General features: G+C 71.5%; 15 protein-coding genes. 8 read left to right on the top strand and 7 right to left on the bottom strand.

Features of this window, described 5'->3' with window-relative positions; all coding sequences use genetic code 11:
- Positions 1 to 278: 278 nt before the first annotated feature.
- Positions 279 to 1226, top strand: a complete 948-nt coding sequence (locus tag ACIPSA_RS43740) for a lytic polysaccharide monooxygenase (protein ID WP_402645824.1) — start codon at positions 279 to 281, stop codon at positions 1224 to 1226.
- 18 nt (positions 1227 to 1244) lie between these two features.
- On the opposite strand, the gene ACIPSA_RS43735 is transcribed toward ACIPSA_RS43740, so the two are convergent.
- Complete coding sequence (locus ACIPSA_RS43735) at positions 1245 to 1895, bottom strand: Tat pathway signal sequence domain protein (protein WP_402645822.1); 651 nt, start codon at positions 1893 to 1895, stop codon at positions 1245 to 1247.
- Between the two features lie 615 nt (positions 1896 to 2510).
- Between ACIPSA_RS43735 and ACIPSA_RS43730 the strand changes: the two genes are divergently transcribed.
- From ACIPSA_RS43730 to ACIPSA_RS43720, 3 genes are all read left to right on the top strand, one after another.
- On the top strand, positions 2511 to 3173 hold the full coding sequence (locus ACIPSA_RS43730; RefSeq protein ID WP_402645921.1) for a DUF6230 family protein: 663 nt from the start codon (positions 2511 to 2513) through the stop codon (positions 3171 to 3173).
- On the top strand, positions 3173 to 3619 hold the full coding sequence (locus ACIPSA_RS43725; RefSeq protein WP_402645819.1) for a DUF6114 domain-containing protein: 447 nt from the start codon (positions 3173 to 3175) through the stop codon (positions 3617 to 3619). Before ACIPSA_RS43730 ends, ACIPSA_RS43725 begins: the two co-directional genes overlap by 1 nt.
- A 251-nt stretch (positions 3620 to 3870) precedes the next feature.
- Entirely contained in the window at positions 3871 to 4941 is a 1071-nt protein-coding gene (locus tag ACIPSA_RS43720) for an Lrp/AsnC family transcriptional regulator (protein WP_402645817.1), read from the top strand.
- Between the two features lie 309 nt (positions 4942 to 5250).
- On the opposite strand, the gene ACIPSA_RS43715 is transcribed toward ACIPSA_RS43720, so the two are convergent.
- From ACIPSA_RS43715 to ACIPSA_RS43705, 3 genes are all read right to left on the bottom strand, one after another.
- Positions 5251 to 6678 carry an MFS transporter gene (locus ACIPSA_RS43715; RefSeq protein ID WP_402645815.1) on the bottom strand — a complete coding sequence of 476 codons (1428 nt, stop codon included), beginning with the start codon at positions 6676 to 6678 and terminating at the stop codon, positions 5251 to 5253.
- Positions 6679 to 6763: 85 nt separating this feature from the next.
- The gene (locus ACIPSA_RS43710; protein ID WP_402645812.1) at positions 6764 to 7000 is read right to left on the bottom strand and encodes a hypothetical protein; all 237 of its coding nucleotides are present in this window, start codon (positions 6998 to 7000) and stop codon (positions 6764 to 6766) included.
- A gap of 40 nt (positions 7001 to 7040) precedes the next feature.
- Positions 7041 to 8000: an ABC transporter substrate-binding protein gene (locus ACIPSA_RS43705; protein ID WP_402645809.1), complete on the bottom strand. Its 960-nt coding sequence runs from the start codon at positions 7998 to 8000 to the stop codon at positions 7041 to 7043.
- Positions 8001 to 8317: 317 nt separating this feature from the next.
- Between ACIPSA_RS43705 and ACIPSA_RS43700 the strand changes: the two genes are divergently transcribed.
- Genes ACIPSA_RS43700 through ACIPSA_RS43685 form a run of 4 tightly spaced genes read left to right on the top strand, consistent with a single transcriptional unit; the run spans position 8318 to position 12419 of the window.
- Positions 8318 to 10903, top strand: coding sequence for an ATP-binding protein (locus ACIPSA_RS43700; protein WP_402645806.1), 2586 nt, complete (start codon positions 8318 to 8320; stop codon positions 10901 to 10903).
- On the top strand, positions 10900 to 11376 hold the full coding sequence (locus ACIPSA_RS43695; RefSeq protein WP_402645803.1) for a roadblock/LC7 domain-containing protein: 477 nt from the start codon (positions 10900 to 10902) through the stop codon (positions 11374 to 11376). Before ACIPSA_RS43700 ends, ACIPSA_RS43695 begins: the two co-directional genes overlap by 4 nt.
- Positions 11377 to 11413: 37 nt before the next feature.
- Positions 11414 to 11830: a DUF742 domain-containing protein gene (locus ACIPSA_RS43690; protein WP_402645801.1), complete on the top strand. Its 417-nt coding sequence runs from the start codon at positions 11414 to 11416 to the stop codon at positions 11828 to 11830.
- A complete protein-coding gene (locus ACIPSA_RS43685; RefSeq protein WP_402645799.1) occupies positions 11817 to 12419 on the top strand; it encodes a GTP-binding protein in 603 nt (200 codons plus the stop codon). Before ACIPSA_RS43690 ends, ACIPSA_RS43685 begins: the two co-directional genes overlap by 14 nt.
- Positions 12420 to 12423: 4 nt before the next feature.
- Here the strand turns inward: ACIPSA_RS43685 and ACIPSA_RS43680 are convergent, their stop codons facing one another.
- Genes ACIPSA_RS43680 through ACIPSA_RS43670 form a run of 3 tightly spaced genes read right to left on the bottom strand, consistent with a single transcriptional unit; the run spans position 12424 to position 14863 of the window.
- Complete coding sequence (locus ACIPSA_RS43680) at positions 12424 to 13092, bottom strand: ABC transporter permease (protein ID WP_402645798.1); 669 nt, start codon at positions 13090 to 13092, stop codon at positions 12424 to 12426.
- Positions 13089 to 13742, bottom strand: coding sequence for an ABC transporter permease (locus ACIPSA_RS43675; protein WP_402645795.1), 654 nt, complete (start codon positions 13740 to 13742; stop codon positions 13089 to 13091). The genes ACIPSA_RS43680 and ACIPSA_RS43675 overlap by 4 nt, the downstream gene beginning before the upstream one ends.
- Positions 13739 to 14863, bottom strand: a complete 1125-nt coding sequence (locus ACIPSA_RS43670) for an ABC transporter ATP-binding protein (RefSeq protein WP_402645792.1) — start codon at positions 14861 to 14863, stop codon at positions 13739 to 13741. The genes ACIPSA_RS43675 and ACIPSA_RS43670 overlap by 4 nt, the downstream gene beginning before the upstream one ends.
- Positions 14864 to 15010 lie beyond the last annotated feature (147 nt).

The raw sequence follows: 15010 nt of genomic DNA, 5'->3' as shown, positions 1-15010 counted from the left end.
GATCGCCACGATACGAGGCGGACAGCCCGTTCTCAATGGGGCCTCTATGGGACCTCAAAACAGACGGGCCGGTCGGTGAGTCTACGCACCGACCGGCCCAGGGCTCACCGGAGTGGGGTCGATCGGCCTCGACCCGACCGAAAACACAGTGTCGGTTTCGGCCGGTCGACCGGTCCTGACCGCGTTCACGGCAACCGGCCGCGAGGTGAACACGAAAGGCCTCGGACCCGTACTGCACTGAACAGACCGTTCCCGCACCGGCCGAGGAGACGTCCCGGATGACCCGGATGACCGCACACCTCAGGGTCACGGGGGCCGCCGTCGCGGCCTCGGCCCTGCTCTCCCTGTGGGCGGCGGGCCCCGCCCTGGCGCACGGCGCGCCGACGGATCCCGTCAGCCGGGTGTACGCCTGCTCCCCCTCGGGCGGCAGCGCCGGGGCGGCGGCCTGTCGGGCGGCGATCGCGGCGAACGGCACGTCCTTCGTGGCGTGGGACAACCTGCGGGTGGCGGGGGTGGGCGGCCGGGACCGGCAGGTGATTCCGGACGGGAAACTGTGCAGCGGAGGCCTGTCCGCCTACAAGGGGCTCGATCTGGCCCGCACGGACTGGCCGTCGACGCGGCTGGCCCCGGGCGGACGGCTGACCATGACGTACGCCTCGACGATCGCGCACACCGGCACGTTCAAGCTGTATCTGACCAAGCCCGGATACGACCCGGCCAAGCCGCTGAAGTGGTCGGATCTGCCCACGCGGCCCTTCGCGGAGGTCAAGGACCCGGCCCTGACGAACGGGGCGTACCACATCGGCGCGAAGCTGCCGTCGGACCGGACGGGGCATCAGGTGCTGTACACGATCTGGCAGAACACCAGCACGCCCGACACCTACTACTCGTGTTCCGACGTGGTGTTCTCGGCGGCCGCCAAGGCGCCGGGCGCGACGACGGGCGCCGGATCGGCGAAGAAGCGGGCGAGCGGCAGTCCTTCGACGAGCGCGGAGCCGAGCCCGTCGGCGCCCTCGAAGAGCGCCGCGGCGCCTTCGGCTTCGGCGACGACCGGGGCGTCGGCCACCCCGCAGGCCGCCGAGGGCACCACCGCCGACAGCACGCCGGTCGCCTCCGACACCGCCACCGGCTCGGGTCCGTCCGCGCCGTTGCTGGCGGGCGGCGCCGCCGCGGTGCTGGTGCTCACCGGGGGCGCCGCCCTGGCGCTGCGTCTGCGCCGGCGGTGAACGCCGGGTCGGCGGGCGTCAGTTCACGTAGACGGCCGCACCCGCGTCGGTGACAGGGGCGTACTTGGCGGTGAAGTAGCCGCTGGAGAAGCAGAGCGAGGAGCCGGAGCTCTTCGTGAACTGCTGGTTGGTGAAGGCGATGCTGTTGTCGGCGTTGTCGGCCTTGCCGGTCAGGCTGGCGGCCTGGTAGACGCAGGTGATGCTGCCCAGCAGGGTCTTCAGCTTGACCGTGGTCTGGATGGTGGAGCCGCTCGCCGGGGTGACGGTGAGGGTGCCGTCGGAGGCGACCGCGGTGCTGTACGGCAGGTTGTCGACCGTGATGCTGGTGACGCCGGTGACTCCCAGGACGTTGCTGGTGCAGCTGCTGCTGTCGAAGGACTGCCCGCTGACCGACTCGGTGGCCGTGCCGGGGGCGGCGGGGTTGTCGGCGACGGTGGCGGTGAAGGTCGAGGACGTGCAGACGACGCCGCTGGTGCCGGTCGAGCTGGAGTAGAGCGTCGCGTTGGTGCCGCTGGCCAGCGGCGCGCTGAGCACGTCGCCGACCGCGACGGCGGTGCCGCCGAGGCTGCCCGTGGTGAGCACGGCACCGTCCGCGGAGGCGGGGACGGTGGCGGCGGCCGTGAGGGCGACGACGGTTCCGGCGAGGGCGAGGAGGGATCGCGTACGCATGCGGGTGCCTCTTTCTGGGGCGGGGGTGGGGTGATGTGGGGGGGTGGGACCCGTGGGGGGGGTTCTGGGGGGTGTGTGCGGCGCCAGCCGTTGCCGGCCCGTTACGCCTTCTCCGTACGTGACGGACCGGCAACGGCAGCCGACCGGCCACCGGCCGGAACACCTCAGGAGGAGGCCTCCGGCCGGGCCGGGTACAGGCGGCAGGGCACGGACCGAGGGGGGAAGCGACCGTGGCGGTGCCGCGCTGATGCGGAGCGGTCAAAAGGGTGGGGGGTCGGGCCGGGACGCGGCCGATGCCGCGCGGGCGGATCCGGCGCCACGGATCCGAGGGAAACCAGAGAGAGTTGTAGACCTGAGTGTCCGTCAACGTCAAGGCTGATCAAGGGAGTTGAAGGTCAGCGCACACCTGACCCACATTCAACACTCTTTTTTCACAACTCTCTTGACCCTGAAAAGTAACCACCGGTAACTTCCTCGAAGGCTACTGACGCGTAACGAGAAAGCCCTTGCAAAGTCCGGGACTTGTGAGGAGTTGTGCGCGGCAGCCGCTGTCCGCGCCAGGACAACGTGCCACTGAAGCCCGACCCGCATATGAATTTGCCCATGGGAGCAGACATGGCCTCGTCCGCCGACAACATCCCCGAGAACCCGGAAAGCGGTTCCGGAGAAACCACCGAAGGTCCCGACAGACGCGGCCGGGTCCGGCTGCGCCGTGCCGCCGTGATGGCCGTGCCGGCCACCATGGTCGTCGCGGGCCTCGCGGTACTCACCGCCCAGGGAGCGCTGGGTGTCCAGTTCGCCATCTCCGGCATGCCCTTCACCGTCACGGCCACCAACCTCGACGGCACCGGCTTCGAGCAGTTCGGCCAACTCGACAACATGGCGAAGGACAGCCCGAACGCGGGTGACACGGGCGGTCAGGTGCTGGTGGTCACCTCCGCGATCAAGAACGCCACGCTCACCAAGCTGTGCCAGAGCGTCGACCTCGGTGGTATCAACCTGAAGATCACGGCCGGCGGCGGCGTGGACAAGGTGACGGCGACAGACCTGACCACCGACTCCACCGAGCTGTCGGGCGACGCCGCGTTCAGCAACATCGAGATCGGCAACGACGCCAGCACGCTGACGAAGGCCGGGGTGAAGGGCCCGATCGGCGTCTTCAGCCAGCAGGCCGACATCGTGCACATCGGCAACCTGCGGCAGACCAACTACGCCACCACCGCCGGCGTGTTCAAGCTTCCGGGGCTGAAGCTCGGCTTCAGCGAAGACGCCTGCTGATGACCGACCGGTCACCGCAGGGGATGGGGCCCGCCTTCCGGCGCTGGCGGGCCCGCCGTCCGTTCTGGGGCGGGCTGCTGCTCACCCTGGGCGGGGCGGAGGTCCTGCTCACCATGAAGGCGTCGATGAAGGTCATCATGCACGTCGGCATGCAGGGCCTGGCCGGCTATCTCCTGCCGACCGTGATGCTGCTGTGCGGCCTGCTGACCCTGTTCAGCCCGGCCCAGCGGATCTTCTACTCCATCATCGGGGTACTTGTTTCCCTGGGCACCTGGCTCACGTCGAACCTCGGCGGCTTCTTCATCGGCCTCCTTCTCGGCCTCATCGGCAGTTGCCTCACCTTCGGCTGGCTCCCGGAGCAGGAGCCGCGCGTGAGCCGCCGGAAGCGGAGGAAGGCGCGCGCGGCGGCAGCCGCCCTTGCCGAGGGCGCGGGGGAACCCGCCTGAGCCCCGCGGCGCGGGGGCGACGGCCGGACGACCGGACCACGCGCCGCTCACAGCCCCGGCAGCCGCCGGGGCTCGATCGTTCCTCCACCGCCGTATCCCCGTCACGCACGACGTCGTCGTCCTGTACGGCCGTCCACGGCCGTCCACGGCCGTCGTCGTCCGTCCACGGCCGTTCTCGTCCGTCCCCGTCCGCGAACCGCCCCGGTCCAGGTCGCTGACGGGAGGACGCCTCCCCCGCGAGGATGGGGCGCATGCTCGACGACCTGGACCGTGCCCTGATCCACGCGCTGCACCTCGACGGGCGCGCACCGTTCAGCCGGATCGCCGACGTCCTCGGTGTCTCGGCGCAGACCGTCGCCCGCCGCTACCGGCGGCTGCGCACCGAGGCGGGTCTGCGGGTCGTGGGCCTCGCCGACCCGCAGCGGGCCGGGCGGACGCAGTGGCTGGTCCGGCTGACCGCGACGGCGCGTTGCGCGCAGGACATCGCGGGGGCGCTGGTGCGTCGGCCGGACACCTCGTGGGTGAAGCTCACCTCCGGGGGGACCGAGATCACGGCGGTCATCCACGCGTCCACGGACGACACGGCGGGCAACTCCCTGCTGTTGAGGGACATTCCGCGCACCGGCGGGATCACCGCGGTGTCCGCGCACTGTCTGCTGCACACCTACCTCGGTGGGCCGACGAACTGGCGGCGCAGCGCCGAGACGCTCGACGCGGAGCAGCAGGGGGCGCTGCTCGGGTACCTGGAGACCGCCGAGGGTGTACGCCAACCCGGTCCGCAGGACGCGGAGTTGCTGGCGGCGCTGGAGCGGGACGGGCGGACCGGGCAGGGGGAGCTGGCGCGGGCGACCGGGTGGTCGGCGGCCACGGTGGCGCGGCGGCTGACCGAACTGCGGGCGGGGGGCGGGGTGTTCTTCGACGTGGAGGTGGATGCCGGGCTCTTCGGGGTGTGTACGCGGGCGCTGCTGTGGATGTCGGTGCGGCCGGCCGATCTGGAGGGCGTGGCGACGGCCCTGGCGGGCCACGACGAGCTGGCGTTCGTCGCGGCGACCACCGGACCGGCGAATCTGGTCGCCCAGGCGCTGTGCCGGGACCCCGCCGACCTGCACCGCTATCTGACCCGGCGGCTGGGTGCGCTGGAGGCGGTCCACACGCTGGAGACGAGTCCGGTCCTGCGGACCCTGAAGGCCGCGAGCCCGGCGCTGACGGACCTGGCGCGGGTGCGCCGGGCCGCGCCCGGCGGCGCGGCGGCCCGCGGCCGGGACATGGGTGACACCCGGCATGCCCGTCAGCACGGCGGCACGCAACCGGAACGCGGGTGACACACGCCGCGCCCGGCAGCACAGCAGCCCCCGCGGCCGGCACGCTCACCGCACGCGGATCACGCCCGGCAACCAGCGGCCCGTGGCAGAGGACTCGGTCGGCACGCGGCGTCCCCGCGCGGGTGACACCCGCGTCCCCGCCGGGACCGGCCGCGGAGGTCCTGAGCGGGTGCGGTGAAGTCCGGTGCGGTTCGGCAGGGCCCTGAAGGGGTGCCGAACGGTGTTCATGCGGCTACGCGGCGTGTGCCCGACCGCCGCGACAGACCCGCGACAGGTCCGCGGATGACGCAACGGCTTCCGGCCGAGCACTCAGGCCTCCCGGTTTCCCATGCGCCCGGCGGCGGCCCAGCTCACCCCCACCAGCCCGATCGCGACCCAGCACGCGGCCTCGGCGGCCCCCGACGCCGCCGGGCCGCCCGCCCCCGCGTCGTCCAGGTACACGCTTCCGAGGGTCGCGACGCCCAGGGTCGCGCCCAGTTGCTGGACCGCGTTCAGGAGGCCGGCCGCCGAGCCGATCTCCTGGGGTCGCAGGGGCTTGAGCGCGAGAGTGAAGAAGGCGGGGGTGAAGAGGCCGGCACCGAGGCCGACGAGGGCGAGGGCGGGGAGGAGGGGGCGCGGGTAGTGGTCGGGGTCGGCCCAGTGGTACACCGCGGCGCACGCCAGCACGCCGGTCAGGAGCACGCCGAGGCCGTACGGCATCACCCGGCGCCCGAACCGCCGTACCAGGCGCGTCCCTGCCGCCCACGACGCGAGCGCCAGACCCACCGACCACGGGGACAGACTCGGACCCGCAGCCAACACGCTTGCCTGTGCACCGAGTTGGAGCTGGAGGACGACCACCGTCAGCAGTCCGTTGGTCACCGCGAAGAAGGCCGTCGAGGCGACCAGAGCGGCCGGGAAGCCGCGGTGGGTGAACAAGCCCGGTTCCAGCAGCGGACTGCCACCCGCGGCCGCCGCTCGCCGCTGCTGCAGGGCGAAGGCGGTCAGCACGAGGAGCCCGCTGACGGTCAACGCCCAGCCGCGTGCGGTGAGTTCGGTGACGTCGGCGCCGATCAGCGGGTACACGACGAGCCCGGTGCCGGTCGCCGCCAGGGCCGTGCCCGGGATGTCGAGCGCGGGGCGGCGCGGGGCCCGGTTCTCCGGCAGCCGGGAGGACAGCGCGAGGACGGCCAGGGACACGGGCACGTTCACCAGGAACGCGGCCCGCCAGGACGAGCCGAACAGGTCGGCATGGGTGAGCACTCCCCCGAGGACGGGACCACAGACGGCGGCGAGGCCCATCACGGGCCCGATGCTGCCCAGGGCCCGGGACATCTCGTCGCCGGAGAACATCGCCTTGATCAGCCCGATGGTCTGCGGGATGATCGCGGCCGCCGCGGCCCCCTGCACCGCCCGGAAGGCGATCAGCAGGCCCGCCGTCGGCGCCAGGGCGCAGGCCACGGAAGCGGCCGTGAAAGCCAGGACGCCGAGGACGAACACGCGCCGGCGGCCCGCGATGTCGCCCAGCCGCCCGCCGGTGATCAGCAGCACCGCGAACGGCAGGGTGTAGGCCGTGCCGAACCACTGGATGTCGGACACCGATCCGCCCAGCTCGGCGTGGATGGCGGGCGCGGCCACCTGGACCACGGTCGTGTCCAGCAGGTTCATCGCCTCGCCGAGCAGCAGCGCGACCAGCGCCGGCCACCGCCATCGGTAGGCGGGCGGGGCGGTGGGCGGCAGCAGTCGTTCCGTGGTCATGGGGATCCTCTCCAGCGTGCTCGGCACATCGGCCCGGGGTCGGGACCGGTCACGGGCCAGCGTGCGAGCGGGAGGGAGAGGGGCTTCAACCACGGCCGGGCGGTTGGGGATTTCTTCCATGGGACGGGCCGTCGGTGGAGAAAAACCTCATAAGCCGGCGAGCCGGCAGGAGTTCCGTCACCGTGGTCACGTCGCCCGTGAACGGGCGGTCCTCGGTGCCGGGCGGGAGGGCGGCGGCCGCGTCGGTGAGCCGGACGAGTCCGGGCACGTCGAGTCCGCGGCCGTCGAGCACGGCGCGGGTGTCCCCGGTGTCCGGGGGCACCCGCGCCGAGCCGTCGAATCCCGTGTCCGGACGCGGGACGTCAGTCGAGTCCGGCGGACTTCAGCCAGGCCTTGGCGACGTCCAGCGGGTCCTTGTTCTCCGACTGCACCTGGGTGTCCAGGTCGAGCAGGGCCGCCGTGTCGAGCTTGGCGGACACGGCGTTGAGCGCGTCGACGCCCTTCTGGGAGAGCGCGCTCTTGTAGACCAGCGGCTGGACGTTCTCGAACCCGAACAGGTTCTTCGTGTCCTGCAGGACGACGAACTTCTCCTTGGCGATGGTGGCGTCCGTGGTGAAGATGTCGGCGGCCTGCACGGCGTTCTTCTTCAGCGCCGTCTGGGTGAGCGGACCGCCCGCGTCGAGCGCCTTGAAGGACTTGAACTCCAGGCCGTAGACGTCCTTCAGGCCGACCAGGCCCTGCTGGCGGGTCTGGAACTCCGGCGAGGCGCCGATGACCAGGTCCTTCGCGACGTCCTTGAGGTCGGAGATGGCGGACTTGTCGGTGAGGTTGTACTTCTTCGCGGTGGCCGCGTTGAGGGTGACCGAGTCCTTGTTCTGCGCGGGCGACGGTTCGAGCAGCGTCAGCTTGGAGCCGAGCTTGGCCTCGATGGCCGACGTGGTCGTCTCGATGGTCTTCGGGGCGGCCTTCGGGTCGAGGTAGGCCAGCAGGGCGCCGTTGTACTCGGGCAGGACCGAGACGGAGCCGCTCTTGAGCAGGCCGTAGGTCGTCTCGCGGCTGCCGATGTTCGGCTTGTAAGTGACCTTGACCCCCTTGGCCTTCAGGGCCTCGCCGTAGATGTCGGCGATCAGGATGCTCTCGGCGAAGTTGTTGGAGCCGACGACGACCGTGTCGCCGCTCGCCTTGTCGCCCTTGAGCGGGTCGGTGGAGTTGTCGTCGGAGGAGGAACAGCCCGCCAGCAGGGCCGTGGCCGCGGCGAGCGCGACTGCGGCCGCGCCTCGGTGTCTCCGGATGGACCTGCTGGTGTGGGTGGTGGAAGTCACGATTCCCGTTCCGGACTCAGGGGTTGGTGGGGGGGGAACAGCGCTGGAAACAGCGCGAGGAAGCTCATCACTGATCCAATCCAGCCAGTTCTCCGTCAGTCAAGTGCCTTTGGGTCACCGATTGGCTTCAATCTGTGGTCAGTTGTGAACAGAGAGCGGTCTCTTTGTAACGGATTCTTGATAAAAGGCGAGCCGGTTGCCCCTTCAAGGACGCTGTAGTCTCGCGGCAGTTGATTCCGGTCACAGCGGTGCACGGGGCCCGCTTCGGTGTCGTTGCTCATCAGTTGGGGTGGAGACACCTCTACGAAGGAGGCCCGGTGTCCACGAACGAGGTGGACGCGCCCGCTCCGCCTGCCCGCCCGCAGCGGCCGGGGGCGCGCGGTTTCGCCGATCGCTGGGCCTTCCGGCACAAACTCAACCTGCTCCTCGGCGTGCCGCTCGCCGTGATCGCCGTACTGCTCTCCTATCTCGTCAGTGACCTGATCCAGCAGTCGGGCACCGCGGATTCGGCGGCGCAGGTCGTGCGTGACAGCGCCACGGTGGCCCGGCTGGTGGACCGCGTGGAGGCGGAGCACCAGCAGGCCATCCTGCTCTCCGCGCGCTACCAGTCCGCTTACACCAAGCCCTCCCTGGCCGCCTATCGCGCGGCCCAGGACGCGGTGGACGCCCAGGCCGAGACGGTGCGCAACACTTTCGGCGGCCGACTGCCGGACACCGAGGTGCAGGCGCTCAAAGAAGTCGAGGGCCTGTCCAGCCTGCGGCAGAGCGTCGAGCGGGGCTATCTGCCGGCCGACACCATCGACCCGGCCTACACCGACACGGCCAAGGGCGTGATCGGCGGCCTCGGGCTCGACCGCAACGCCTCGCTCGCGTCCACCTTCACCGGCGACCTGCTGGACTCCCTGCTGCGCGCGGACGCCGCCCACGGCGCCTTCGAGACCAGCGTGTTCTCGGCGACGACCGGCGACACCAACGCGCTGATCGAGTTCACCAACGCGGTCGGCGCCTACGACCTGTTCGTCCATCAGTCCGACCGCTTCGCCCGGTTCGCCACGGCGGGCCAGGCACAGCAGCTGACCGGGATCGAGCACACCGCCGCTCAGCAGCGCATCGCCGAGTCCTACGCCGAGTTGCAGATCGACCCCACGCAACTGGAGGCCGGGACGCGGGACGACATCCGCGCCGCGGTCCAGGACGCGCTGAGCGACTACCCCGACTACCCCGAACAGGCGAGCGACCGCCTGAAGATCACCACCTCGCTGATCGACCAGCTCGCCGACCGGGCCGACGAGGCGTCCGACGCGGCGCGGTGGCGCGCGGTTCTGCTGCTGAGCGGCGCGCTGATCGGCTTCGCGCTGTGGATCGCCTTCGCCATGCTGGTCCGGCGCTCGGTCATCCGCCCCGTGCAGTCCCTCACCGGCGCCGCGCGGGAGGTCGCCGACGTCGCCGGCCGGGAACTGGCGCGCGTGGCCGACGACGACGCCGAGGACGACGGGCCGCCGCGGCTGCGCGACATGCCCGTCACCGCGCGCGACGAGATCGGCGACCTGGCCGAGGCGTTCAACCACGTGCAGACGACGGCCGCCGCGCTGCTGGAGCGGCAGGTGCTCAGCCGCCGCAACGTCGCCGAGATGTTCGGCAACGTGGGCCGCCGCGTGAGCAACCTGACGACCCGGCAGCTGGCGCTGATCGACGCCGTCGAGCGGGGCGAGACCGACCCCGCGCTGCTGGAGCGCCTCTACTCCATCGACCACATCGCCGTACGCCTGCGCCGCAACGCCGACAGCCTGATGCTGCTGGCCGGCATCCGCGAGACGGCGCTGGACGCGGGACCCATGGCGCTGACCAACGTCATCCGGGCCTCGCTCGGACAGATCGAGGGCTACCAGCGGGTACGGCTGTACGCCGCGACGGACGCCGTCGTCGAGCCGGACATCATCGGCGACCTCACTCTCATGGTGGCCGAACTCCTGGAGAACGCGGTGTCGTTCTCCCCCGAGGGCAGTCCGGTCGAGGTGACCGTCCGCTCGGGCGGCGACGGCGCGTACGTCGTCGTCACCGACCACGGCCTCGGCATGAGCGCCGAACGCCTGGCCGAGGAGAACGCCCGTCTGATCCGCCGCGAACGCCTGGACGTGGTCCCCACCAAGGTCCTCGGCCTGTTCGTGGTCGGCGCCCTGGCCCGCCGCTGGGACATCGGGGTCGAGCTGACCCGCACCCCGGGCGGCGGCGTGACGGCCGAGGTGAAGCTCCCGGCGACGCTGCTGCTGACGATGAGCCCGGTCGAAGTCGCGGCCGACGGCGTCGCGGCGGCTTCGGCCGAGGCGGACGCGGACCCGGACGTGCCCGGTGCCGACGCGCCGGACGCCGGGCGACCGGCCCCCGCCCTCGCGGCCTCCGGGCGCGCCGCGGCGGAGCCCGCCCGTACGGGCGCCGTGCCGGCCGGAGACGACGCGGTCTCCGGGCCCGTGCCCTCGGCCACCGTCGAGGACCGCGCCGCACACCCGGACGCGGACCCGGAGCACCCCACCCCGCTCCCCCGCAGGGTCCCCCGCCGGGAGTCACCGGTGACCGACACGAGGACCCCGCTCGTCCCCGCCGCGCGGACCGGGACGCCGCCGGCCGCCGACGGTTCCCGTCCCCTGCGCCGCCGGGTCCGCGGGGCCACTCTGCGGACGACCGCCGGTGCCGCGCAGGTCGTGCCGCAGGGGGCCCGTACCCGGGACGCGGAGGCCGTGCGCAGCGCACTCGAGGAGTTCGAGGCGGCGGTCGAGCAGGCACAGCGCGACAGCGACACCGGAAACTTCGCCCGCCCCGGCAACGAGGCCGGTCGGGCGGCGACCACTGGGTCAACGAACCACACGCAGGACCAGAACCACCTTCCGGAAGGAGCCGAGCAGTGAGCACGTCGACAGGTGACACCCCGACGGGCGGCACCACACCGACCGACCTGCAGGCCGCCGCAGCCGACTTCAACTGGCTGCTGAACCGATTCGCGACCGAGACCGCCGGCGTCGTCGACGCCATCGCCGTGTCGTCCGACGGTCTGCTGATCGCCGTGTCCGAACTGCGCGAGCGCGCGCATTCGGAGCGGCTGGCCGCCATCGTCTCCGGCATCACCAGCCTGGCCGCCGGAGCCTCCGGCAACTACGGCCTGGGCGGCCTGAACAAGGTCATCATCGACCTGGAGGGCGGCCACGTCATCGTCTCCGCGATCGGCAACGGCGCCGTGCTCGGCGTGGTCGCCGACAAGGAGGCCAAGCTGGGCAACATCGCCTACGAGATGACCGTGTTCGCCAACCGCGCCGGTGCGGCGCTCAGCCCGCAGCTCGTGCTCGAACTGAAGAACACCGTCGGCTCCCTGCCGGCGCGCTGACCGGCCCCGCCCGGTCGAGAGAGGAAGCGACACAGCCATGGCGGACGGCTCCCCGCCACCGGGCCCCGACCCGGTCGGCCCCGCCCCCGCCGTACGGCCCTTCCTGGTCACCGCCGGCCGGGTGGCGGACAACGCCCCCGGCCGGACGATGCCGGTCGAGACCCAGGTGGTCGCCACCGCCGAGGGTCTCGACGCGCTCGACCGGCTCTCCTTCGAGCGGCACGACATCGTCGCCGCCTGCCGTCTCCCGCAGTCGATCGCGGAGCTCGCGGCCCGGCTGCGGCTCCACCTCAACGTGGTGCGTGTGCTGGCCGAGGACCTGCGCGACGCCGGGCAGTTGACGGTGTTCGTGCCCGACTTCGAGGCCACCCACGACGCATCCGTCCTGCGCAGGGTTATCGATGGCCTCCGTGCCATCCCCGACTCCCGAGGGATACTCCGTGACACCGACTGAACCGCTGCTGCGCGGCGCGGCTGCCGCGCAGACCCCCATGCGCCCGCCCCTGCCCGTGAAGATGGTGATCGCGGGCGGCTTCGGCGTCGGCAAGACCACGGCCGTGGGCTCCATCTCCGAGATCGAGCCGCTGACCACCGAGGCCGCGATCACGGAGGTCGCGGCGGGCGTGGACGACCTCACGCACACCCCGCACAAGACCACCACCACGGTCGCGATGGACTTCGGCTGCATCACCATCGACCCGACGCTGAAGCTGTATCTGTTCGGCACACCCGGGCAGGAACGATTCGGCTTCATGTGGGACGACATCGTGGAGGGCGCGGTCGGCGGGCTCGTCATCGTCGACACCCGCCGCCTGGACGACTGCTACGCGGCCGTCGACTACTTCGAGCACAAGGGCATCCCGTTCGCCGTGGCCGTCAACGCCTTCGACGGGAAGGTGGAGCACGGCCTGGACGAGGTCCGCTGGGCCCTCGACGTCAGCGACGGCACCCCGGTGGTGGTCTTCGACGCCCGGGAACGCGGCTCGGTGCGGGACGCGCTGCTCGTCGTACTGGAGCTGGCGCTGGCCCGCACCGAGCGGTGATGCCTCAGTTGCCGCGGCGCACCCCGGGCGAGACGACGATCCGGGACACCGCCCAGAACACCACGAGGGTCGCGAGCGCCATCCCGGCGACCAGGGTGGCGCCGCCGACGACCTTCTCGTAGTTCTTCTGGTAGAGGCCGTCGATGATGTAGCGGCCGAGGCCGCCGAGGCTGACGTACGCGGCGATGGTGGCCGTCGAGACGATCTGGACGGCGGCCGAGCGCAGTCCGCTGAGGATCAGCGGGAGCGCGACCGGGAGTTCCACCTGGAGGAGGACCCGTGACTCCGGCATGCCCATGCCCCGCGCGGCGTCCACCGGGGCGGGGTCGACGGACCGGACCGCTTCGTACGTCGTGACCAGGATCGGCGGAATGGCGAGCACGACCAGCGGGATCATCACGAGCCACATGCTGAAGCCCCACCAGATGACCAGCAGCACCAGCAGGCCGAAGGTGGGCAGCGCCCGGGCCGCGGTGGCGATCAGCGCGAGCACGTTCCCGCCTCGCCCGTAGTGCCCGGTGACCAGGCCGATCGGCAGCCCGATCAGCGTGGCCAGGGCGAGCGCCTCCAGGGAGTACTGGAGGTGTTCGACGACACGGACGGGGATGCCGTCGTAGCCGTGCCAGTGGTCGCCGTCGCTGAAGAAGGCGTTGACGAAGTGCAGTACGTTCACCGGGCCGCGCGCTCCTTCGGCATCCAGGGGGTCAGCAGGACACGCACTGCGACCAGCGACGCGTCGACCAGGACGGCCAGTACGGCCGTGGTCGACACGGAGTTCACCCCGAGCAGGGGCCGGTTGTAGATCTGGGCGTCGTGCAGCAGATTGCCGAGGGCTCCCTGGTTGCCGATCAGCATGCCGACGCTGACCAGGGAGATGCTCGACGCGGCCGCCACTCGCAGGCCCGCGATGATCGCCGGTACGGCGATGGGCAACTGGACCTGGAGATAACGCCGTACGGGTCCGAGGCCCATGGCCGTGGCCGCGGCGAGGGTCTCCGGCGGCACCGAGCGGACGCCGTCCACGATCGCGGGGACCAGCACCACCAGGCTGTAGACGGCGAGCGGGATCATCACCGTGGTCTCGGTCTGGCCGGTGTAGTCGATGAGGACGACGAAGAAGGCCAGGGACGGGATGGCGTACAGCACGGTGGCCACACCGAAGACGGGCGGGTAGAACCAGCGGAACCGTACGCACAGCTGGGCCACCGGCAGCGAGACGAGCAGCCCGGCCAGCACCGGCAGCAGGGCCTCCCGCAGGTGCAGGCCGATCAGGCCGAAGTAGCTGTTCTGGAGGTCGCTCGGAATGTCGAAGAAGCCGCTCATCGGGCGACCTTCACAGCCTGCCCGCCCACGGTGTGGGCCGCGCGGATCGCCTCGCCGATCGCCTGCTGGGAGACGACGCCGACGGTGTGCCCCTCACTGTCCACGGCCACGGCCCAGCCGGTCGGCGAGAGCACGGCCCCGTCGAGCGCGCTGCGCAGCGAGTCCGTGCCGGGCACGAACGGCCGCCCGTACGGCAGCAGTCGCTCCCGGTCGATCTCCCCAGCGGTGAGGTCGTCCGGCGTGCCCCAGCCGAGCGGCCTGCCGTCGGCGTCCGTCACCAGGAGATAGGGGGCCGCGCCTCGGGAGGCCGGCTTCTGCGCGACCGCGTCGATCGCGACGACGGGTTCGGTCTGCAACTCCAGTCCGGCGGACGGGAAGAAGGAGAGCCGCCGGATGCCCCGGTCCGCGCCGAGGAAGTCCTCCACGAAGGGGTCGGCGGGCGCGCTGAGCAGCTCGGCCGGCGGCGCGTACTGGGCGAGTCTGCCGCCGGTGCGCAGCACGGCGACCATCGTGCCCAGTTTGACGGCCTCGTCGATGTCGTGGGTGACGAAGACGATGGTCTTGCCCAACTCATCCTGGATGCGCAGGAGTTCGTCCTGAAGTCCCTTGCGCACCACCGGGTCGACGGCCGAGAACGGCTCGTCCATCAACAGCACCGGCGGATCCGCGGCGAGCGCCCGCGCCACGCCGACCCGCTGCTGCTGCCCGCCCGACAGCTGGTACGGGTACCGCTTGGCGAGGGAGGCGTCGAGCCCCACCCGCTCCATCAGCTCCGCGGCCCGCGCCCGGGCCCGCTGCTTGCTCCAGCCCAGGAGGCGGGGCACGGTGGCGATGTTGTCGACGATCGTGCGGTGCTGGAAGAGACCGGCGTTCTGGATGACGTAACCCATGGACCGCCGCAGGGTGTTGACCGGCTGCTTCTGGATGTCGACGCCGTCCATGAGGATCGTGCCCTCGCTGGGCTCGACCATCCGGTTGATCATGCGCAGGGTCGTGGTCTTGCCGCAGCCGGACGGCCCGACGAGGACGGTGATCGAGCGGTCCGGAATCTCCAGCGACAGCCGGTCGACCGCCACCGTGCCGTCCGGGTACCGCTTGGTGACTGAATCTATCCGTATCAAAGCGCCGAACACCCTTCGGGTTTGGCAGAAACCTGTCCACTTTCGGCCACGATCGTCGCAGCGCGGGCCGTTGCGGCACGAGTCTAGACCGCGAGTGTTTCAGCAACTTGGCGGGCGACGGCCGGACGGCCGGGGGGAGGCGGGCAA

Source organism: Streptomyces sp. NPDC086549, from assembly GCF_044746205.1.
GTDB lineage: Bacteria > Actinomycetota > Actinomycetes > Streptomycetales > Streptomycetaceae > Streptomyces.
Note: the sequence above shows the minus strand (reverse complement) of the source record. Positions and strands in the feature narration are given on the sequence as shown.